Source organism: Paenibacillus sp. FSL L8-0340 (genome assembly GCF_038593145.1).
Classification (GTDB): domain Bacteria; phylum Bacillota; class Bacilli; order Paenibacillales; family Paenibacillaceae; genus Paenibacillus_AQ.
The window spans coordinates 6,359,484-6,380,855 of record NZ_CP151967.1; the positions used below are offsets into that span (position 1 = coordinate 6,359,484).

The window sequence follows — 21,372 nt, forward strand, 5'->3', positions numbered from 1 at the left end:
CTGTTATGCTGTTTTTCCGGATTCTATCCCTTATTCGGATTACTATGATATCTAAAGATCATGGTCCCTTTCACCTCGTTTTTATAGCCTAAACAAAGCCATAGCTAATGATTATATACGGAATACAACACCCCTGATAAAGTTTCATTGAAACGATTACAAGGAGGAAAACCGCATGGCGCAATCATCATTCAAAAAAGAAACTTTAGGCTCCCGGCTGTTTACCATAGTAAACACCACCCTGCTGACTCTCATTGCCCTCGTCTGTCTTTTACCCTTTATCAATGTATTTGCCAGCTCCTTTGCCTCAACGCAGGAGGTAGTAGAGAAGAGGTTCATTCTATTTCCGACTACATTCTCCCTGGACGCTTACCGCTATATCCTTTCAACTCCTACGATCTTTAAAGGACTGGCCGTATCCATCGGAGTAACCCTGGTAGGTACGGTGGTAAGTATGATCCTTACTGCTCTGATGGCCTACGGATTATCCCGGAGATATTTATATGGTAGAAACTTCATCAATTTTGTCGTGGTGTTCTCCATGCTGTTCAGCGGCGGTATGATACCTACCTTCCTCGTTGTTAAGTATTTCGGGCTGATTGATTCTTACTGGTCGCTGATCTTCCCTGTGGCCATCAATGCCTTCAACCTGATCATCATGCGCAACTTCTTCCAGGCGCTTCCGGACAGTCTGGAGGAGTCAGCCAAGATCGACGGCTCGAATGATTTTGGTGTATTCCTCAAAATCATGCTGCCGCTCGCACTGCCTTCGATTGCGACCCTCTCCCTGTTCTACGGGGTGTCTTACTGGAATACCTACACTACCGCCATTCTGTATATCACGGACTCTTTAAAATGGCCGATTCAGGTCCTGCTGCGCCAGATTGTTATTGTCTCCAGCGGGATGCAGGCGGAAGGCACTTCGGTCGATGTCGTTCCTCCTGCACAAACAATCAAGATGGCAGTTATCGTTGTTGCCACCGTCCCGATGCTGATTGCTTACCCGTTTGTGCAGAAGCACTTCACGAAAGGCGCACTGCTGGGCGCGGTAAAGGGCTGATACGCTATCCCCTTTACCTTCCCGCACTTACAGTAAACAAAACAGCCAGCCTCCGGTATCCCGGAGACTGGCTGTTTTGGTCTACTCCACCGACTACTTGTCCTGCTTCATTGCGCGGTACGCACCGGGTGTCACATGCTCCTTCTTGCGGAAGGAGCGGATGAAGTTCTGCGGATTATGGTACTGCAACCGCTCGGCAATTTCTTTAATGGTCATCTCGCTCTCCACCAGCCATTTCTTGGCCATTTCCAGCCGGTAGCTCATGACATATTCACTGAAAGTCATACCAAACTCCTTCTTGAAGATGCTGCTCAAATAGTTCGGACTGTAATGCAGACGTTCGCCGATAATCTCCAGAGACAGCTCCTGATCAAATTCAGCGCGTACAATGGCCGCAATCTGGTCGGAGAGGCTGCGGAATTGGCGGGTCGTCTTCTCCTTCATGCTGGTTACCATCGGCTGGATGACTTCCTTCACCAGAATTCGTTCAATCTCCTCCGGATTGCGGATATCCAGCAGCCGGTGATACAAAGCATAATTGTCCTGGGTCAGCAGCACCTCTACGCCGATCAGTTGTTCCAGCTGAATCAGATTGTTCACGAACCGGATCAGCGTAACCTCGAAATTGAGCGGGTTCTTGCTATGCTTCATCATTTCGCCGAGAAGCGGGTACAAGGATCGCGATACCAGCTCCTCATCCCCGAGCCGGATGGCGTCAAACAGCTGTGATTCCAGTTCTACCGGATAATGCAGCAGGACAGGCCCTGAAATAACCGTTGCTATATCTTCATAAAAAATAATTGACTCTTTGCCCAGATTCAGACGATGATGCAGTGCCTGCTTGCTCATTTCGCAGGCTTCCTTGCTGGAAGCCAGATCCTGATAGAGATTACTAATGCCAACACTGACTGACAGCTTCAGGATATCCCTGACTGTTTTAATAATTTTCTTCGCATCCTCGAGCGCTTGCTTCCGGTGTTCCTGCTCGTTCATTCCCTCATAGATCAGAATGGTTGCCTGCGTCCGGTCATTCAGCAAGATTGGAATCATTCTCCGCGCTTTCGGAATCAATTCCTCCACCATCTTGTTGACTGCGACAAGCAGCAGATCCTTATCGCTGGCCTGGCGTTCCCCGTAATTATCAAGCTGGATCAGCATGGTGGAATACACTGAATCCTCCGTTGGGGAATAACCGAAGCGGGACATATTGAGCTCCAGCTCTTCGGCGGTAATCCGGCTGCGGAACAGGTTCAGCATAAACTGCGTTTCCAGCTGCGGCAATTCTGACTCTAAGAGTCCCTCCAGACTTTCCTTCTCCGACAGAATCGTATCAATCGAATTGATAATCCAGTCGATCTCATTCTTGTCCTCCGGCTGGGTGCTGACCGCCAGCCTGCGCTGAATCTGGCGGATCGGCTTGGTGAAATGCAAGGAGATTACATAGGCCACCACAACAATTAGCAAGGTGATCACCACTCCCAGGATGATTAAGCCGACACGGGTCGTGGCCAGGGCATTGGAGATTTCCTGCTGGTCCAGAAGCGTGACATAAATCCAATTATTATAAGAAGATTTGGCATAAATGGCTTCAACCTTTTGATAATTGGCCTTCTCCAGGGCTACTGTCCCCGTCTGGCTCTCATTCTCGGCAATATTCGTGATGCGTTTCATTTGCCCGCTGGTCAACAGGTTCTTTCCGGTTGCCGATTCATACAGCAGATCACCCTGCCGGTTCAGAATGAACACCGTGGTGTTGTCCTCCGTCTGCAGGATATTCCGCAGTGTCTGCAGCGAAATATCGGCTAGGCCAATCGCCTGCTTGTTCTGAGAGAATACAGGAAGCGTATTCACAAAACGGATTCCTTTATCCGTCTTGATCCAGAACAATCCCTTGTTCTGATTGTTGATATAACTTTCGTACAGGTTCTTCCGGTTTTCCTCTGTTAGAAGAGAAAGGCTTCCATCAGAAATTTTCCAGTCTTGCACCAGACTGATCAGCGAATATTTTACGCCGACATCCATCCCCATCGTAGCGATATAGTTGAGCTGGGAATTGATATCCCGGTACGCCTGAAAGTCCTCCTCTGTCATCGGATTGTTGACGACCTCGCTGAAGGAACTGGTCGTACTGTAAGTATTGAAGGCATACTCTATGGTTTTAATTTTCTGCTCCAGCGTATTTTTGATTTGGGTGATCAGGCTTTGCTTGCCGCTGGCAACACTATCAATAACCGAATGAATCGTCGTCAAATAAATATAGCTGCCGAAGCTGATGACGAGGCCGACGCCCAATACCAGAATCGGAATAAAAATCTTATAAAACATCCTGCCTTTTTTCATACATAGGCTCCTTCAATAAGTAATCATTTTCAATTATAGCGTTTTCACGAATCGAAATCCAAGGATTTTTAACGTGTGCATAACGCCCGCTGAAACCTGCAAGCTTCTTCCCTGCCTAGACAGGAAAAGGAAACATCCCGCCCAAAACAAAAAGGCTCACCGTAAGCCACCGGGAACCTTGATTTATCGAACTCATCTAATCCGAAAAAAAATATTTATCGGATTCACACATCCGGCTTCGCGAGCAGCTGAGGATTGGATCGGAACACTCATATCCTTAATGCGCAGCGTTGTGCGTTTGAATCCGAAGTCTCCATAGGCTCCCGGGCAAGGTTTCTTTGAAAATCCTGCAGGCAGACGGACAGCTGCGCTCGCTCTGCTGGTGACCAAACTGCCCTCCCCGGCCACCATTCTCCTCGTAACGGACTCCAGAGATGCTATTTGCTGAAATCGGGCTAATGGCGGAGTCTTGCAGACCCCAGCGGCCTTATTTGCTTATTTCACAACGCGGCAGCTGCTTTTTTGCCTCTCAGGTCCGCTTGGATGAATAATTGGCGTTTTTCGGGACAATAGCGTCTCCTCAGTCCGTTATAACTTACGCCCGCCGCCTCCAAAGTAACGTTTCTTCTTGAACCCGCTTGTGCGCTTTAGAACCCAGAAACCTTAGTGCTTAGAACCTCAGAGTCTTTTAGAACCTCAGCACCTCAGTTCCTCAGCTGACCCGTACAGTCTCAGAGCCAATCCTCCGTAAGCAGCTTTCTCAACGTTTCCACCTGGTCCCGGCCAATTTTGGCGGTGATCTCCGCCTCAATGCTCTGCTTGATCTCCAGCATGCTCCGGCAGACCGCAATACCTTTGGGAGTGAGCACGATATGCTTGTCACGGGAGTTCCCTTCTACCACGGCGGTTTCCACATATCCTTCAGCCAGCAGAACGTTAATCGTTTTTTGCGCACCCTGGCGGGAAATGCTGATCTGCCTGCTGATTTCCGAAATCGTGAGCATGCCATGCAGCTCCAGCTTCGCCAGAATATGCGTTTCAGTCTTGTTCAGCTGCTCACCGCTGGTTTCATTTACTTTTTCCCGCAGAGCATTATGCTTCTCACTGACTAAATCTATCAAGTTCAAACTAAGGATATAGTCTTTCATAAAAAAGGCCCCCAATATAAAGATACAATTAGAATAAACAACCATATAGAATGAATTTAAGATTTCCCCATTTGGGGCGAGGACGTAACTACGGTGAATATTTGGACTTCCGGCCGCTGTTGTCCCCAGATTTCTTGATCTAACCCGCTATTTGCGGTGGAAATCCGGTGACAAAGGCGGTCGCTATCGCTCCTACAGTTCCAAAATTCCCCTCCGTTACTCTTGCCCTTTTATATAGTTATTAAGTTCATTCTATACAGATTGCATTATTGTCAACTAGGTTGACAATAATTCTACCCCCTGATACTATGAGTGAAGTTTGAAAAACTTATATGTTAAGGGAGTTTGAACAATGGGCAGAAACAAGAAAGAAGCTTTAGTATTCACCTGTATGATGTGTGTGTTGATGGTCGTAGGAATGAGCTTTTACAACGTGATGTTAAACACTGGCTTAACCCATACTTTATTTCGTGATGTTGCGGTCGGTTTACTTCCGGCACTCGTCGTCGCCTTATTCTGTGATGTTATCATCGTCAGTAAAGCGGCCAAAGGTCTGGCCTTTAGATTGGTTAAACCGGCCGATCCCGTGATTAAAAAGGTGCTGTTCATTTCCTTCTTCATGGTCTGCGGTATGGTGCTCTGCATGTCCCTATATGGCACACTAGCACACTACGGATTCGGAGACAACTTCCTCCGTCACTATCTGTCCACTGCCGGACTGAACATCATTTGCGCCCTGCCGCTGCAGCTGATTGTTGTAGGGCCGCTGACCCGCTTCCTGTTCACCCGGATCTACCCGGTAAACAGTGCTGTGCAAAGCGCATAGGCTTTGCTTGATTGCCCGGCGCCATGGGTAATAGTGGGTATATATTCAGAGCATTTCAAGAAAGGATGTTCGCCATGCTTAACAAAAAGGACGGTGTCTCTCTTGTTATTCTAGTCGTGGCGCTTGTGCTCATTAATGTATTTGGCAATTCACTTGATGAAATAATGTGGACCAAATTCACTTTATTAGTGAATTGTATCCTCTCCCAGGGTGTGTTTATTACTCTCCTGAATTTGTTCAGGTCCAGCAGAAGCCGGACTCCGTCTGTAGGTTTGATCCTTCTGTCGCTGCTTACCGGCCTCATCGCCTTCGTCATCATCATCACTTCGGACATGGGACGGCTTAATCAAATCCTGATCCTTTTCCTTCAGGCCATGATTACTTATGCCGAATCCCTCCTGCTGCGCAAGGAGATAAAGGGCGAGAACGGCAAGCAAATTTAAATTCCCTATTCCTGCTTTCCAGCAATAAAAACAGTCCCGATGCCTTTGATCTGCATCGGGACTGTTTAACGTATTACAAGTAATTTCTACTGTGCTGAAATTACATTCAGAATTTGATATGCCATTTTTGACGGGCTTCACCGGTTTGAGGAACCTCTAACGTCAGTTTCGAGCCATCCTCAGATACAGCCAGCGCCAACTGATTATGGGCAGAGAGGATGGCCGCTGAACCATCCCCATTCTTATGGATGATCCAGCGCTGGTTATTGTAACCCAGATAGTCATAAAGCTGAATTGAATTATGTTCTATGTTCAGATCAAGGGCTTGACCTGAGGCCGTACGGATCGAGTAGGAATCCATGTCATCTCCCGTCGGCACAAATACCCACTTCTGATCGGATATTTCATTTGCATCCTGAACCGTTACGGCTTCACCCTTCACCGGATTTGCTGTATAAATGGATTTCAGGAACGTTTCGTTTACCAGGCTTGATGTTATCAAGTTCTCCGGTGCTGCCCCGTTCACATTTACATTCTGGTAGGAGACAGATCCGCCGAAGACATGAAGTCCAAAATGGCCTGCTGCAAAAGTTCCGTCCTGCAGATCCATTATTTTTTGCCCGCCCAGATACACCACAATATGAGGTCCGTCCGCTTGTATCTTTAAACTATACGTCCGGTCCGGCAGAATGAAGGCTGGAACTTTCGCCAGAACCTGCCGTTCTTCAAAACGTCCATCGATTTTGTAGAACAAACGGATTGCCTTCATATTAGGATCCAGATTCAAGTAATAACCGTTGCGTCCGTCCGGACTTGCACGGAACAGAAGGGAACCTGCGCCGCCGGACTTGCCAAGTTTCATCTCGGCTTCATACGAGAAGTCTCCCGCCTTCTCCTCAGCAACATAATTTGCGTCGCTGGAGTGACTTCCGCGAATTCCGTCCCCGCTAACCAGCCAGGAAGCCATGGACACGTCTTGCATCCAGCCGCTGAGGTTGGTATGAAATGTTCCGCCGAACACTTTCACACGGAAACTTGCGGATGCCTTTCTATTCGGTGTAGATACCGTAATGATGGACTCGCCCGCTTTTTTTGCCTCAAGGGTTGCACGGGAATTGCCTGCCGCTTTTATGATTACGGCATCTTCATTGCTGGACTTCCACTTCAAAGGCTGGGCGCCGTTGCCGGGTCCGTTTTCTACGATCGCCTGCACTGTTTCGCTTTGCCCAACCCCCAGTTCACGGTCACTGGTATCCAGAGCAATCCGTGTTGCCGAACCCGACTCAGGATTCCATACCGACCCAAGCTTATAGACTTTCAGAGAAACAACCTTCACGTTGCCGCCCTTGGTGTAGAAACTCATTGCCCTGCTGGCCGGGTCCGGAAAAATGACCTCGGAGAACACGGACTTCCCTTCATTTACAAAAACCTCAACCGAAGATTCATCCACCAGAATCCGCAGCTTGATTTGGCCGTTCTCTGTCGGCATTTTCGTTTCATGTCTCGTACTGAACAGGCTGGAAAAATCTGTTTCCCCGGAAAGAGAGCGGTCCACAAACATTGTGCTCCCGCCCGGCTTATAACCTACAACTGTCTTCTGATCCGCTCCCTCACGTACGTTGAAGCCGAACTCCGATACGCTGCTGCCGGCGGGAATCTCCAGGGTAGCTTCAATTTCATAGGCACCTGAGGTCATGCCTTTCAGCAGATTAGGAGAAGAAGGAATGACCACCTTGTTAGCTGCGGAATAGAGTTCACTGCGCAGGAATTCCAGCTCCTTCACCGGACTCTGGGCAAGACGAATTCCGTCTTGGGTGTTGATTAGGGTAACTTCTCTCGGGATCGTCAGTTCTCCCTTCCAGTTAGATGTCGGAAAGGCGAAGGGATAATCCCAGTTGGACATCCAGGCCAGCATCACTCTGCGCCCGTCTTGCATATCAGAGAAGGACATGGATGCATAAAACTCCTTGCCGGCGTCTGTCCTCAGCACGGTTCCAGCCGGGTTGTCGTTCACGAATTTACCTTCCTTAGTCAGGCTCCCTACAAAATATTCCGCATCTGAACCACCTGTTGCCGGGTTCGCTCCTGTACTAATCATTAGAACCCATTTCTTCTCTGTCGTTCCCTGTACAGTAAGCGGAAACAAGTCGGGGCATTCCCACACCCCGCCACGGACATAAGCCCCATAACCCCAATTATCGGTCAACGTCCAGTCAAGCAAATTAGTTGATGTGAAAAAGCGGATATGATCACCGCCCGATACCACCATGACCCAGCGATTATCCTCCTCATCACGGATCACCTTGGGATCACGGAAATCCCATCCCCCGGGTTCTTCTCCGTTCTTTCCGGGGTTCTCAATGACAATTAGACGATCCTTGGCAGTTTCCCATGTCCGCCCCCGATCCTTGCTGTAGGCCAGACCTATACGCTGGTTGCCGTTAGAGGCATCCGGATTAAAGGAGGTGTAGTAGGCAAGAAGGCCTTTGCCGCCTGAATCCGAGAACAAACCGGAGGCATTCTTCAAATCTGCCACAGCAGACCCGGACCAGACATGTCCGTACTCATTCCATGGAAGGGCAATCGGCAGGCGTTTCCAGTTCAGCATATCTTTGCTGACGGCATGAGCCCATGTGCCTCCATCCTGATGAAAGAGATGATATTCCCCTTCGAAATAGACAAGCCCGTTCGGATCACTAACGGCACCGCGGATCGGCGTATAATGATACTGGGGCCGGTATTTCTCATTATTGTAACTGCCAGCGTCCGTAACATAGGTGTCTTGAAAGTAAGCGGTTCCATGATTTACGACAAGTCCGGCGTATCCGGTAGCATATGAACTGTCCTTAACATCTATTGCTGCCGGAGTATACCCGTCCACGAAAATCTGAATCCGGTTCCCCTTCGCCTGCACTTCCACCGCATGTTTTGCCCCCGCTGGACTCGGATAAGTCTGCTTGGAACTGGCAATTACTGTGCCGTTTGCTTTTGTTAAAGTGACATGTACCTGATTTCCTTCTTTCGCAAGAGAGGCTTCATATCCCTTCGCACCGTCAGAAGAGGAACGGAAGGCCAGGCCTGCAACAGCAGCGGAACGAAATGAGATAACTCCTTCATACACCAGATCAGCAGCTTGCCTGCTATAGATCTGCTGCGCCTTGCTCTGATTTACAGAGATCCCTTTTTTACCGCTGATATCCGGCTGCCACTGTCCCTGACTTGCCAGCACCGTATCCAGATTCCCCTTCAGATCGCTTACGTTAATATTTTGGAACAAGGCCGCTCCACCCGAGACCTGGAGTCCAAGCCGTCCGGAGAGATGTGCATTGTCCTGGATATCAATCACGGGCTTGTATTGATTCCCCCAATATACTTTCAGTAGGGGCCCTTCCGCTTTCACTTTAAGATGGTAGATTTCACCTTGTACCAGGGAAACCTTACGTTCCTCATGCAATTTGCCTTTTTCACTGCTTCCGTCTTTTAAGCGGATTAGTCCGGCATCCGGTACGATTTGCAGCATATATGAACGCTGACCTTCCTCACTGGAACGGAAAAGCAGCGCAGCATCCGGCTGCCGGTCCTTGATCAATACATCCGCTTCATATATAAAATCATCTGCTGACGTTTCGGAAATCGCCAGCACTTTTTCTTCAGGATCAGATGTCAGCAAAAGCCCTTCGGACGTATCCTCCAGCTTGCCTTTTCCGGCTGTTCGCCATCCCGTCAAATTTGTAGCTGCTTTGGTAACGGTTTCAGAAATAGAAAGCCCCTCCTTTATCAGTCTGCCGGACTTCTGCTCCGCCGGTGCGGCCCAGCCTGTATCCTCATTAACGGCAACAATCCCTGTTGAAGTCATCATGACTCCCGCAGCCAACAGAATGGTTAGTGCAAATTTTGATTTCCGGTTCATCCTTTACCCTCACTTCCTGTAAATGATATGTCGCCTTTACTAAGAGCAAGGCCGGCCAATTACACATCATAACTGGCCGGCCTTATCTATTGCTGTATTATATAGAAGAAACCCGATTATTCCATGCTGTGAGTCCTAATGCGAGAGCGCCACCTAATCCCGCCTGCTGGCCCAGGCCCGGAGAAACAATATACTCATCCATGTGGTCCAGAATGGCACTTGAACTGACATAACCGTTCAGGTTCAGGAGCACTGCTTCCCGGATAAGCGGGTACAGCTGCGACTGCTGCATAACCCCGCCGCCCAAAATTATTTTTTGCGGAGAGAGCAGTAGAATAGCACCCGTTATGGACTGGGCGATGTAGAAGGCTTCCATCTTCCAAGCCCTATGATCCACCGGAAGCTCGTGCCCTTTCTTCCCCCATCTAGCTTCAATAGCAGGACCTGCCGCCATCCCTTCAAGGCAGTCCCCATGGTAAGGACAACTACCAACGAAATCATCTTCAGGATGGCGCCTCGTCAACAGATGCCCGCCCTCAGGATGTACAAGACCATGAACTAATTGGCCTTCCGAATACACACCGATGCCAACGCCCGTGCCTACAGTAATGTACAAGCAGCTTGACAGGCCCTGAGCAGCCCCCCATTTCACCTCGCCATATACCGCCGCATTCACATCAGTGTCAAAGCCGAACGGGACCGGAAAGGCTTGCTTTAAAGTCCCGAGCAGATCGTAATTTCCCCACCCCGGCTTAGGTGTTGTCGTAACGTAACCGTAGGTCGGGCTGTCTTGGCGGATGTCAATTGGACCAAATGATCCAATCCCCATCGCTTCTACCCCTTTGTCTTGAAAATACTCTATGACTCTGGGCAAGGTCTGATCCGGATGTTCGGTCGGAAAGCTGATCCGATGTTCAAATCTCCCGTTTTCATCCCCGACCCCGCATACGAATTTCGTCCCGCCTGCTTCAATTGCTCCTATACGCATGTCACTTAACCCTCCCGGTTACTGGTTGCTGCCGTTTGCGGTAGATGAAGCCAGATTGTAGATATCCAGCGAAAGGAACAAGTCCTCTTCATTGTCGGCAAACGCAGCAAGACCGGTAGATTCGGGTTCAGGGAAAATGAGATCTGTAATAACTGCCTGGCCTCCACCACTAAACACTTCAACGGAGGAACGGTCCACATAAATATGCAGATCATAGGCTGTGCCCGGTGCCGTAAGCTTCGCAGAGTGGCGTCCCGGGAACAATTTGTGGAAATCATGCTTCCCGGAAGCTGTCCGGTCTACATACAATTCTTCTGTCTGCGTATCAATCCCGACCACAGTTTGCTGCTTTGCACCTACCTTTACTTTAAAGCCGGCAGATGTCCCATGAGCGACCTCCGCCTCAATAACGTAAGCCTCAAGATGAAGCTTGGCACAGGCTGCATTAATTTCTTGAACAGAGACATTTTTCAGGGAAAGGACCGGGATACGCGCGGCTTCCAGTTCTTTTGCAGGCTTCTGAATGAGTATTGTTTGCCCGTTTCTTAATTCCAGATAAAGCTCCCGGGGAATCGTCATTGCTCCGCGGAACCCTTCCGCCGGCGTCTGGCGGGCATACATCCAGTTGCTCATCCAGCCGATAAACAGGCGTCTTCCGTCTTCCTCGGGCAGATCGGACCAGCTCACACCGGCATAATTATCTCTGCCGTAATCGAGCCAGCGGATGCTCCGGGACTCTTCGTCAGGAGTAAATACAGCTCCGTCAAAGTCACCCGTGAAATACTGCGTTCTTGAGCCTTCCTCAAAAGCGGGATCTGCACCAATACTGACAAGCATTACCCATTTGGTATCCGATTTGGTTCCGTCAACAGCCAGCTGGAACAAATCCGGGCACTCCCACACACCGTCATGAGATCCGATGCCCTCGCCGAATTCGCTGGCAAAGGTCCAGTTGATCAGATCAGGAGAATGATACAGACCTACCGTTTGACCACAGGCTACGATCATCACCCAACTGCTCTTCTCTTTGTTCCAGAACACCTTAGGATCACGGAAATCAATAAATTTATCCTGTTCAAGCACCGGATTCCCTTCATATTTGGTCCAGGTTCTGCCTTTGTCCTTGCTATAGGCCAGACTTTGACGCTGAACGGCAGGTTGTCCTTCCGGCATGTCCAAGTGATGGGTAAAAATGGCTACCAGCCCCGGCTGATCCTCAAAAAATCCTGTCGTGTTATTCCAGTCGACAACGGCGCTTCCCGAGAAAATCATGCCCAGTTCATCCGGCACCAGCGCGATCGGCAGCTCTTCCCAGGTCACCAGATCCTTACTGACCGCATGGCCCCAATGCATGTCCCCCATGGTCATTCCGCCGGGATGATGCTGAAAGAACAAATGATATTCTCCCTCGAAATATACCAAGCCGTTTGGATCGTTCATCCACTTTTGTTTGGGTGAAAAATGATAGGCACCCCGGTAACTTTGTTTTGTAATAGCTGACATTATGATTTCTCCTTTGCTCCTGGATAAGCTGAACTTTAGATTATCCAATTGGCGTAGTACGCGGACTGCGGGGAATGTTTGGACTTCCGGCCGCTGTTAGGTTTGGATTTCCTGATTTGAACCGCTCATCGCGGTAGAAATCCAAACCTAAAGGCGAACGCTTACGCTCCTACAGTTCCAAACTTCCCCTCCGCCGCTTTCGCCTCTAGGTGTACTTTAGTTCAGCTTATATATATTTTTTTATATATTTACTTTCCCGTCGCTCTGTCGTAGCCTGCCTGTTTAATTTCAAGCCATTCCTGCAGGCCAAGACGGTCCAGTTCCTTCAAATAATCATTCCACTGTGCATCGACTTTTCCGTTCTGGTACCATTCTGTACGCATTCTGAGTACATAGGCGAACAAGTCGGTTTCAATCGTCGTCAGGCGGTCAAGCTCATCAATCGAATGAAATACGCTCGGCATTACATTCTCTGCTTTCATCTTTGGAGCCATGATATTCTTGATGATGTCCATACGGCCTTTGGCATCATCCGGCATGGTCGTGTATTTGCCATAGTAGGAATCAAGGATAGCCAGCGGCCCGCCGATACTTGTTTTCTCACGAAGCTCCACAGGAGCAGCGCCTTCCAGTGGCAAATGCTTCAGCATTCCTTTTGCTTCATCAAATTCGAAGATGTTCTGCTGTGTCTCGTCCCCGTAGGTTCCCCAGTTGTTCTGCACAGATTGGATCGGATCATACAGCTGATCCACCCATTTCGCTGTCGTTTCCAGGTTTTTATTGGCGCTTGTCACAACCATCTTACCGCGGTGTAAGCCGAGACCGTTGGTTCTGGTTACGTTGACTTCGCCATCCGGACCTGCGAGCGGCGGCATCACTTCATAAGCAGCGTTTGCTCCGGAGATATTGGCTTTATCCCAAGAGAAGTAGAGGCCGTACTTCTGATCTTTGCCTTTGGCCAGGTAAGTACTCCAATCTTGGGTATAGGCTTCAATATCAATGAGTTTTTCTTTATAAAGGTCATTGATAAAGGACACCGCCTTTTTATAGCCTTCTTCCTTAGCCGTAAATATCACTTTGCCTTCATTGCTTACGACCGCATGGTCGGGATTCTCTCCCAATCCGAACGAACCGAAGAGGAATGCTATATCTTCCGCACCCGGCTTGTTGATAAAGGATAAGGGAATTTCATCTGCCTGACCGTTGCCGTTCGGATCTTGTGTCTTGAAGGCAATCAACACCTTTTTCAATTCTTCCGTGGTTGTCGGCATGTCGAGACCCAGCTTCTTAAGCCATTCCACGTTGATCCAAGGGATGCTGTCTACAGCCTGAATTCTTTCTTTTCCGTTCCCAAGCTCTTCAATCCAAGGAAATGCATAAATCTTACCGTCGGGTGCCGTAATCATACTTTTGTATTGAGGGGCTTCTTCGAGCACTTTTTTGAAATTGGGCATATTCTGCTCGATCAGATCATTCAGTGGCACGATAGCACCGTCTTTAGCAAGCTTCAGCAGCTCATAATCACTGTAGTCGGCATTGAAAATAGCATCGGGGAGATCACCGCTTGCAACAGCCAGGTTTCTTTTTTCCACAAACACGTCTTTGGTGAAGCTTTTCCAGTTAATATGCACATTCGTTTTTTCTTCGAGACGTTTATTAATCAGCTTTTCGTTCGGATCGGCCGGTGCCAGCGGGGAGCTTTGGGTAATGAAGTTCAAGGTGACTTTGCCGCTTGAATCCTGTTTTTCACCGGCAGCATTCCCTCCCCCGCCGCCGCATGCGGCAAGGAACATAAATGAAGCAAGTACAGACGCAGAAGCAGCTTTTGACAACACCTTTGATCTTTTTGATCTTTTCATAGGATATGACCTCCAAAGTGAATAGGATTGAAAGAACTTTATCTATGTGCAGCCGTGTCCTATTTGATAGAACCGACCATGACACCTTTTTCAAAGTATTTCTGGAAGAACGGATACATTATAATGAGCGGCAAGCTGGAGACAACGATCGCGGCATACTTGATGATTTCAGACAATCGTTTCATTTCCGCCATAGCCATCTGGTCAGCGATCATGCCGGGATCTACCTGATTCTGAATCAGGATGGAACGAAGCACGAGCTGCAGCGGGTGAAGGTTCGGATTATCCAGATAAATCATGGCATCAAAGTAAGAATTCCACTGGCCGACAAAGGCATACAGCGCAAGCACGAAGATGATCGGCTTAGAGAGCGGCAATACAATGCTGAAGAAAATCCTCATCTCTGAAGCTCCGTCCACATTGGACGCCTCCTTCAATTCATTCGGCACGCCTTTGAAGAATGTTCTGGACAAAATAATATTCCATACATTGACCGCCCCGGGAATGATTACAGCCCAGACCGTATCCAGCAGCCCCAGATTCTTAACCAGCAGATAAGTCGGGACCAGTCCTCCTCCAAAGAACATCGTAAAGAGGAACACTGTCATGAAGAAACCTCTACCCTTCATCCGGTCATCCGATAAGGCATACCCCGCACAGATCGAGACCAGAACGGTAAGAATGGCAAAGGAAGAGGCGTAAAAAACAGCGTTCCCGAATCCTCGGATCATCGCCGGATTGGTAAGAATCATCTTATAGCCATCCAATGACCAATCCGAAATTTTGAACGACAGCCCTTGGCTAAGCAGGATTGACGGATCCATGAAGGATGCAATCACTACATAAATGAGCGGAAGCACCACAATCAATACAGCAAGGGTCAAAAAGGTGGCGTTCAGCACAAGAATAAAACGGTCCAGCCGGGAATGTTTAATGAACATGACTTGTTGCTCCTTTCTATAAAAGACCTTCGCCCTCGTTTAGTTTCTTCACCGTGAAGTTCACCGTAATGAGCAGGATGACGTTGATAATAGAGTTGAATAGTCCTACTGCGGCTGAGTATGCATAGTCACCGGACTGTAAACCAATCTTGTAAACGTACGTCGGAATAATCTCAGAGGTTGGCATGTTCGTTGCCGTTTGCATGAGATAAGCCTTTTCAAACCCGATCGACATGATGCCGCCCGCGGCAAGGATAAATACAATGGCCATAATCGGACGAATGGTCGGAATATCAATATGACGTATTCTTTGAAGAAGATTAGCACCATCCAAATTGGCTGCGTTATGTAACTCAGGGTCCACATTGGCAAGAGCCGCAACATAGATAATGGAGGCCCATCCCGCACCCGTCCATATATCCGAAAGAATATAGATCCAGCGGAAGTATTCCGGACGGGACATGAACATCACCGGTTCACCGGTAGCCCAGCTAAAAAGCTGGTTGATAGGTCCTGTCGGGGACAGGAAGATAAACAACATACCGACCACGACAACGACGGATATGAAGTTAGGGGCATACAAGAATAACTGTATGTTCTTTTTGACTCCGGCCCGGCGAACCTGATTGAGCATCAAGGCCAGCAGGATAGGAACAGGGAAGCTCAGGATTAGGCCGAAAAAACTTAATTTAAGCGTATTCATAAAAATCACTTCGAAGTTCGGGGAAGACAGGAATTTCTCGAAGTTGTAAAAACCTACCCACTCGCTTCCCATAATTCCCTTGATTGGGCTGAAATCCTTAAAGGCAATAATCGCACCATACATAGGACCGTATTTAAAAATAAGGGTCAGGATCAGTGCCGGTGCAAGCATTAAATAAAGGAAGTAATGTTTCTTCAAATATTCAAACAGGGAAATCTTCCGCCCCGTCACCAGTTTTCTGTGATCCACTTCAATTGAGTTATGCAATGCCTTGACCTCCATTCTTATACAATGTTTTTCATCAGTGAAAGGCTTACATTTTGACGTTCGCGCCCTTCTTCATTTACAATTTATCAAAGACTTCTCCGTGAGTCAATACATTTTGTAAAAATATATTTGTTCATTTGACAATTATCTTGCCTCTAAAACCCTGAAAATATTGTCAAAATTGATAAACAGGAGGTTTTTCTTAGAAAGATAGCATTTATTCAACTTAATATATTCACTTCAAGTTACGAAGCAGAATTAATCACCAAACAATATTATTACATAATGTAAAATACATTGTGCATTTGTAAAATTAACGTTGCTATTTTGAGAAAACTATTATACATTTAAGGGAGTAAAGCGAAGCGTATCCGATCGCTATTTGCAGAGTGAAAGAAAACAATAATATAGAGGTGAAATTACATATATGGCACGGGGAAAAGTAACGATACAGGATATCGCTGATGCTCTGGGAATCTCCAGAAACACGGCCTCCAAAGCCTTGAACGGAACGGAGGGATTGCCTGAAGAAACCAGAAATAAAGTGATCAAAAAGGCAATTGAGTTGAAATACAAGCAGTTTTCTTTAATGGAAACCGAAAGTGTCCTGCCAAAGAGCTCGAGAAACATTGCTTTATTAACAGAGAATTTGCCGAACACTTCGCATTTTGGATCGACTTTGATCAGCGGCCTGGAAAAGCGGATCAGCGCGGAAGGATATAATTTATCCATTCACATCATCCGGGAGATTGAACAGAAATCTCTGTCCCTCCCTAACAATTTCGATGTATCCAATGTGGACGGAATCATATGTATTGAGCTGTTTAACTTGGAATACAGCAACCTGATTACAAGCCTTGAGATCCCGACCATTTTCATCGACTGTTCCGCACATGTCTGCTACCCTGAATTCCGGGCGGACGTGTTGTTAATGGAGAACGAACACAGTACCTATCAGCTTACCAAAAAGTTGATTGAGGGCGGTTACAAAACCTTGGGCTTTATCGGGGATTATAATCATTGCCGGAGCTTTAATGAAAGATGGGTAGGTTTTAATCGTGCTCTGACCGAGGCTGGAATCCCGCTCGATCCCGGCCAGTGCGTTCTCGATGAGGATAATCTCTTTTTCTCCAGCCCCGGCTGGGCGGATGAAAGATTGAATGACATTGCCGGGCTCCCGTCCGCTTTTGTATGTGCGAACGATTACATCGCCGTAAACTTTATGAAATCACTGAAGAATCTGAATCATTCCATTCCCGGTGATATTGTCGTCTGCGGTTTTGATAACGGCCCGGAATCAAAAATTATTGAGCCTCATCTTACCACCGTTCATATCTACAGTAATGAAATGGGCGTCAAAGCAGCCGAAATACTGCTGTCACGCATCACCCATCCAGAGCAGCCCTATCAGGTCTCTCATATCTACACGAAACCGATCATTAGAGATTCCACCCCGAATATTAGCTGATACTCGCAGGAAGAAATAATAGGACCTTTTATATTGTGGAACCTATAAACGCTTACATTCAACAAAAGCATCCCTTTCACGTAAGGGATGCTTTTGTTTCTTCATATATCTCCTACTGGCTTGCAAAACTGCCGGAGTGGATATAGCTAAAGATTTATATAAATGGTGAAGCTGTTCACAATTACTAAAATCGTGTTTAACACTAACAGAGAGGTCTTAGATTTCCTTTCTCCCCTAAAAATAGATGCAACAATTTGAATACCCGGTATCAAGAAAAGGAATACCCGCTTAGGAATATAATTTGTGAAATCATCAGCCTTGAACTGGAATGATTTCACCTGTATTCCCATCTGGTCCGGTAATGAACGATACGCAATAAAATTAGACAGCAGAGTAATTGCAATCATTCCTGCTACAATGTAAAACACGGCGCCCCTCTTCATTTTCTGCTTTTCATCCCCTTATTTATCTGATGCCAAATAATTATAAGTTTGCAAATAAAATCTGTAATTAACTTATGTCACACACTGAATGCTTATAGCTGCTCGTGAGCTGCGGGCATTTGTCCCGCCAATATGTCCCGGTTCCCTGATTTTCGAAGTTGCTGAGCATGCTGGCTTCGCAGAGCTACCAAAGAGAGTATAATGGAAGGTAAACTAGCTTGAAGGATGAGGAAGATTATTATGAGGATTATTTTCTGCCAGGATCCGCTGGATGCCAAGAGAGTTGACATGGATTATGAAACGGAGTGGCACGCAGCTCAAGCTGCCGGCTCCAAGACGGTGCTTGTTTCATTGGAGGCCTTAATGGAAGGCCAGGCTGCACGGTCCATCCGGCAGATTACACCCGCACTCTCTATGGAATCTGCAATTTACCGGGGCTGGATGATGAAGCCGCAGCATTATGAGCAGCTCTACCATGCACTCCAATCAAAGAATATTGAACTCATCAATGACCCTACCGCCTATGCTCACTGTCACTACTTGCCCTACTCCTATTCGATGATCGCATCGTTGACACCGCGCACCATCTGGCGTACAAGTCCAAGCAAGCCCGCCGACTGGGAGGAGCTGTTCGAACAAATTACCGTATTCGGCAAATCTCCTTTAATCGTCAAGGACTATGTGAAGTCAAGAAAGCACGAATGGGTTGATGCCTGCTATATCCCGGATGCTTCAGACCACGGCAATGTACAGCGGGTGGTGTGGAACTTCATCGAAAGACAAGGGGCTGGACTGAGCGAAGGAATTGTTATCCGTGAATTCGTTCCTCTGGAGTACCTGCAATCACACGATAAGAGCGGCATGCCGCTTTCCAAGGAATACCGGATATTTTTTCTGGATCATCAAATCATAGCTTTTCTGAATTACTGGGATGATGTTACCTACGATGAGGATCAGCCGGATCTGACCCCTTTTATGGAAATTGCCCGCACGATTACAAGCCGCTTCTTCACCATGGACATCGCCAAAACTGCAGAGGGAAGCTGGATTATTGTAGAGCTGGGAGACGGCGGAGTTTCGGGGCTGCCCGAGCAGATGGATGTCAGAGCGTTTTATGAGGGGTTACTTCAAGGAATAATAATGACCTATCCGCCGCTGCTCTAGCTTTTTGCTGGACCCTTATATACAAGGCACTATCCAAACAGACTCCCGTTTAGCCTTTACCATTTTGAAACTACTTTGCCGAAGGGTTGGGATATACTAGCCACAGATGAACTAAAGGAGAATATATCTTATGAACAAATCAGGCCTAAGCGCCCTTCTCTTATTATCCATTATTGCTGCAGGCTGCGGTGCACCCAAGACTCCCAGTGATCTACTCCGGGCCCCTTCGCAGGGCAGTGCCGATGGCACCATTACAAGTATTGTGAAGTCTTTTCTTCCGGCGAATGCCCACCTGACGGTGCCCATCAATTCCGAATCCGGCAGTGCCATTCAATTGCAGGATCTCGACAAGGATGGTCAGGATGAAATTCTGGCCTTCTATAAGACGGACAAAACGGATTATGAAATCAATACCCTCGTATTGTCCAAACCCGGCGCCGACTGGAAAAAGCTGACTACGATTACGGGAGTCGGCAGTGAGCTGGATTACGTACAGTTTATAGATGTTACCGCAGACGGAGCAGCGGATATGCTGCTCGGGTTCAGCGGCGGCGAAGGCTTGAGCAAGGAACTGTCCGTCTACAGTCTGAGTGGTGGTGAGCTGACCGAAAAGCTCAAGCAGCCTTATGACCAGCTGGTTGTCGGCAATCTGACCAATGAAGGTCAGACTGATATCGCCCTGATCCAGGGAACGTTCACCACGGACACCCAGCCGCAATCCCACCTGCAGGTAATCCGGCTTCATGACGGCAAGCTGCAGACCTTGTCTGACCAGACCATCGACGGGTATGTGTTCCAAGCCTTGTTTACAAAAGCAGCGCCATCCAAAAACGCCCTGATCATTGATGCGGCGGTTGGTGCACATTCCTCCTACACTTCTTTGCTGACTTGGGAAAATGGCAAATTTATTGATATACTTGCAACAGAGGATTATCAGCGTGACGAATTGGCAGACAGCAGGGATATTGTGCTGAGGCCACTTGCTTCGGAAGCAACCGGTTTGCTGGGTGAGAACAATATGGCGATCAAGGATTACCCGCTGTATAGCTCAGATATTAACGGTGATGGCATTGTCGAGATCGGTTTCCTTGTTCCTCCTGCGGGTACAGAGAGCTTTTCCCCGCTGGCCACTCCCTTTATCACCAAATATTATCAGTGGGATGGGCAATCGGGACTGAAGTTTGTGGAGGAGCATTTCGACAGATGGGGCTACAATTTCCACATTCCGCAATCCTGGACCGGTAAATACAAGCTGGTGGCCCCGGAGGAATCCCCTACGGCTTGGGAGCATATCCAGTTTAACTACACCAATGCAGCGTCTGCTGAGCAGGCCCCGCTTCTGGAGCTGCGCCAGATCTCCAAAAAGGATTGGCAGACTGCCGAAGCGGCACTGCTGGCGAAGAACGCAACCTATAAACTGCTGTATGAGCTGCAAAATACGGAGGATAGTACTGCGCCAACCGTGCTTGTTGCTGTTCTTCCATCTGCAGATGCAGCCGGCAAGCTGACCGGCTCCTCCCTTCAGGAGTATGAACAGCTAAAGCTGACGCTTGACGAAGTGCAGCAGCTGGCCGGTACGCCGCAGAAGCCCCAGCAATAGGTATGACAAGGAGGGCACCCATGAAAGTGCTGGTACTGGAAGATGAGAAGCCCATACGCGATTTCCTGCTTATTAACCTTAAGCGTGCGGGCTTCGAAGTTGTCGAAGCCTCCACAGGCGAAGAGGCTCTGGCTGCCGCCCGGGATCAGAAGGATTTTGATATTGCTATTCTGGACCTGATGCTTCCCGGTGTCAGCGGCTTCGAGGTGTGTGAAGGCCTTCGGGGCATGTTCCCCCGGCTTGGTATTATTATGCTGACTGCCAAAAGCCAGGAAGTCGATAAGGTGATGGGGCTGGAATCCGGTGCAGACGACTATGTGGTTAAGCCCTTCAGTCCGGTTGAGCTGGTTGCCCGGGTCCGGTCGCTCTACCGGCGGATGTATCCGGGAGAAGTGTCCGCACAAGAGAACCATATCGAGCTTCCTCCATTTACACTGATGCTGGATGAACGCAAGTTACTGAAAGACAAGCTCGAGATTCCCCTGACGCCCACAGAATTCTCCATCGTCAAACTGCTTATGGAGCAGCCTAACAAGGCCATGAACCGCGATGATATTCTAACCTCCGTATGGGGGCAATATTTTATGGGAGAGCTTAAGATTGTAGATGTGAATATCAGCCGAATCCGCCAAAAAATCGGGCAGGGCTCTTCCGGACCACAATACCTCGAAACGGTCTGGGGATTCGGCTATCTATGGAGGGTCTAACA

General features: G+C 48.2%; 15 protein-coding genes. 7 read left to right on the plus strand and 8 right to left on the minus strand.

Annotated features, from left to right (window positions below; translation table 11 throughout):
• Nucleotides 1-175 precede the first annotated feature (175 nt).
• Nucleotides 176-1,060, plus strand: coding sequence for a carbohydrate ABC transporter permease (locus tag NST07_RS29090; RefSeq protein ID WP_341096190.1), 885 nt, complete (start codon nt 176-178; stop codon nt 1,058-1,060).
• Between the two features lie 93 nt (nt 1,061-1,153).
• Here NST07_RS29090 and NST07_RS29095 read toward each other — a convergent pair whose 3' ends face one another.
• Nucleotides 1,154-3,400: an AraC family transcriptional regulator gene (locus NST07_RS29095; protein ID WP_342480646.1), complete on the minus strand. Its 2,247-nt coding sequence runs from the start codon at nt 3,398-3,400 to the stop codon at nt 1,154-1,156.
• 731 nt (nt 3,401-4,131) lie between these two features.
• Entirely contained in the window at nt 4,132-4,548 is a 417-nt protein-coding gene (locus NST07_RS29100) for a MarR family winged helix-turn-helix transcriptional regulator (protein WP_341096194.1), read from the minus strand.
• Between the two features lie 352 nt (nt 4,549-4,900).
• On the opposite strand from NST07_RS29100, the gene NST07_RS29105 reads away from it, so the two are divergent.
• Together NST07_RS29105 and NST07_RS29110 are read left to right on the plus strand one after the other, a co-directional pair.
• The gene (locus NST07_RS29105; protein WP_341379756.1) at nt 4,901-5,374 is read left to right on the plus strand and encodes a DUF2798 domain-containing protein; all 474 of its coding nucleotides are present in this window, start codon (nt 4,901-4,903) and stop codon (nt 5,372-5,374) included.
• 74 nt (nt 5,375-5,448) lie between these two features.
• A complete protein-coding gene (locus NST07_RS29110; RefSeq protein ID WP_341379757.1) occupies nt 5,449-5,817 on the plus strand; it encodes a hypothetical protein in 369 nt (122 codons plus the stop codon).
• Nucleotides 5,818-5,923: 106 nt separating this feature from the next.
• Here NST07_RS29110 and NST07_RS29115 read toward each other — a convergent pair whose 3' ends face one another.
• From NST07_RS29115 to NST07_RS29140, 6 genes are all read right to left on the minus strand, one after another.
• Nucleotides 5,924-9,727, minus strand: a complete 3,804-nt coding sequence (locus tag NST07_RS29115; RefSeq protein WP_342480647.1) for a GH32 C-terminal domain-containing protein — start codon at nt 9,725-9,727, stop codon at nt 5,924-5,926.
• A 97-nt stretch (nt 9,728-9,824) separates the two neighbouring features.
• A complete protein-coding gene (locus NST07_RS29120; protein ID WP_341096201.1) occupies nt 9,825-10,715 on the minus strand; it encodes an ROK family protein in 891 nt (296 codons plus the stop codon).
• Nucleotides 10,716-10,733: 18 nt separating this feature from the next.
• The gene (locus NST07_RS29125; protein ID WP_341096203.1) at nt 10,734-12,218 is read right to left on the minus strand and encodes a glycoside hydrolase family 32 protein; all 1,485 of its coding nucleotides are present in this window, start codon (nt 12,216-12,218) and stop codon (nt 10,734-10,736) included.
• Nucleotides 12,219-12,466: 248 nt separating this feature from the next.
• A complete protein-coding gene (locus tag NST07_RS29130; RefSeq protein ID WP_341096204.1) occupies nt 12,467-14,077 on the minus strand; it encodes an ABC transporter substrate-binding protein in 1,611 nt (536 codons plus the stop codon).
• A gap of 59 nt (nt 14,078-14,136) precedes the next feature.
• Nucleotides 14,137-15,018, minus strand: coding sequence for a carbohydrate ABC transporter permease (locus NST07_RS29135; protein WP_341096205.1), 882 nt, complete (start codon nt 15,016-15,018; stop codon nt 14,137-14,139).
• Nucleotides 15,019-15,034: 16 nt separating this feature from the next.
• Nucleotides 15,035-15,892 (minus strand): ABC transporter permease subunit, encoded by an 858-nt coding sequence (locus tag NST07_RS29140; protein WP_342481985.1) that lies wholly within the window; start codon nt 15,890-15,892, stop codon nt 15,035-15,037.
• A 523-nt stretch (nt 15,893-16,415) separates the two neighbouring features.
• Here NST07_RS29140 and NST07_RS29145 point away from each other — a divergent pair.
• The 4 genes from NST07_RS29145 to NST07_RS29160 all read left to right on the plus strand — a co-directional run bounded on the left by NST07_RS29145 (nt 16,416) and on the right by NST07_RS29160 (nt 21,370).
• Nucleotides 16,416-17,456, plus strand: a complete 1,041-nt coding sequence (locus tag NST07_RS29145; protein WP_341379761.1) for a LacI family DNA-binding transcriptional regulator — start codon at nt 16,416-16,418, stop codon at nt 17,454-17,456.
• Nucleotides 17,457-18,139: 683 nt separating this feature from the next.
• Complete coding sequence (locus tag NST07_RS29150) at nt 18,140-19,063, plus strand: ATP-grasp domain-containing protein (protein ID WP_342480648.1); 924 nt, start codon at nt 18,140-18,142, stop codon at nt 19,061-19,063.
• Between the two features lie 130 nt (nt 19,064-19,193).
• Nucleotides 19,194-20,663, plus strand: coding sequence for a VCBS repeat-containing protein (locus tag NST07_RS29155; RefSeq protein ID WP_341096212.1), 1,470 nt, complete (start codon nt 19,194-19,196; stop codon nt 20,661-20,663).
• A gap of 20 nt (nt 20,664-20,683) precedes the next feature.
• Nucleotides 20,684-21,370, plus strand: a complete 687-nt coding sequence (locus NST07_RS29160) for a response regulator transcription factor (protein WP_341096214.1) — start codon at nt 20,684-20,686, stop codon at nt 21,368-21,370.
• The last annotated feature ends 2 nt before the right edge of the window (nt 21,371-21,372 follow it).

Bases quoted from the DNA above. Each gene is read 5' to 3' on its own strand.
- NST07_RS29090 (WP_341096190.1), top strand. From the start codon at position 176: ATGGCGCAATCATCATTCAAAAAAGAAACTTTAGGCTCCCGGCTGTTT.
- NST07_RS29095 (WP_342480646.1), bottom strand. From the start codon at position 3,400: ATGAAAAAAGGCAGGATGTTTTATAAGATTTTTATTCCGATTCTGGTA.
- NST07_RS29100 (WP_341096194.1), bottom strand. From the start codon at position 4,548: ATGAAAGACTATATCCTTAGTTTGAACTTGATAGATTTAGTCAGTGAG.
- NST07_RS29105 (WP_341379756.1), top strand. From the start codon at position 4,901: ATGGGCAGAAACAAGAAAGAAGCTTTAGTATTCACCTGTATGATGTGT.
- NST07_RS29110 (WP_341379757.1), top strand. From the start codon at position 5,449: ATGCTTAACAAAAAGGACGGTGTCTCTCTTGTTATTCTAGTCGTGGCG.
- NST07_RS29115 (WP_342480647.1), bottom strand. From the start codon at position 9,727: ATGAACCGGAAATCAAAATTTGCACTAACCATTCTGTTGGCTGCGGGA.
- NST07_RS29120 (WP_341096201.1), bottom strand. From the start codon at position 10,715: ATGCGTATAGGAGCAATTGAAGCAGGCGGGACGAAATTCGTATGCGGG.
- NST07_RS29125 (WP_341096203.1), bottom strand. From the start codon at position 12,218: ATGTCAGCTATTACAAAACAAAGTTACCGGGGTGCCTATCATTTTTCA.
- NST07_RS29130 (WP_341096204.1), bottom strand. From the start codon at position 14,077: ATGAAAAGATCAAAAAGATCAAAGGTGTTGTCAAAAGCTGCTTCTGCG.
- NST07_RS29135 (WP_341096205.1), bottom strand. From the start codon at position 15,018: ATGTTCATTAAACATTCCCGGCTGGACCGTTTTATTCTTGTGCTGAAC.
- NST07_RS29140 (WP_342481985.1), bottom strand. From the start codon at position 15,892: ATGCTTGCACCGGCACTGATCCTGACCCTTATTTTTAAATACGGTCCT.
- NST07_RS29145 (WP_341379761.1), top strand. From the start codon at position 16,416: ATGGCACGGGGAAAAGTAACGATACAGGATATCGCTGATGCTCTGGGA.
- NST07_RS29150 (WP_342480648.1), top strand. From the start codon at position 18,140: ATGAGGATTATTTTCTGCCAGGATCCGCTGGATGCCAAGAGAGTTGAC.
- NST07_RS29155 (WP_341096212.1), top strand. From the start codon at position 19,194: ATGAACAAATCAGGCCTAAGCGCCCTTCTCTTATTATCCATTATTGCT.
- NST07_RS29160 (WP_341096214.1), top strand. From the start codon at position 20,684: ATGAAAGTGCTGGTACTGGAAGATGAGAAGCCCATACGCGATTTCCTG.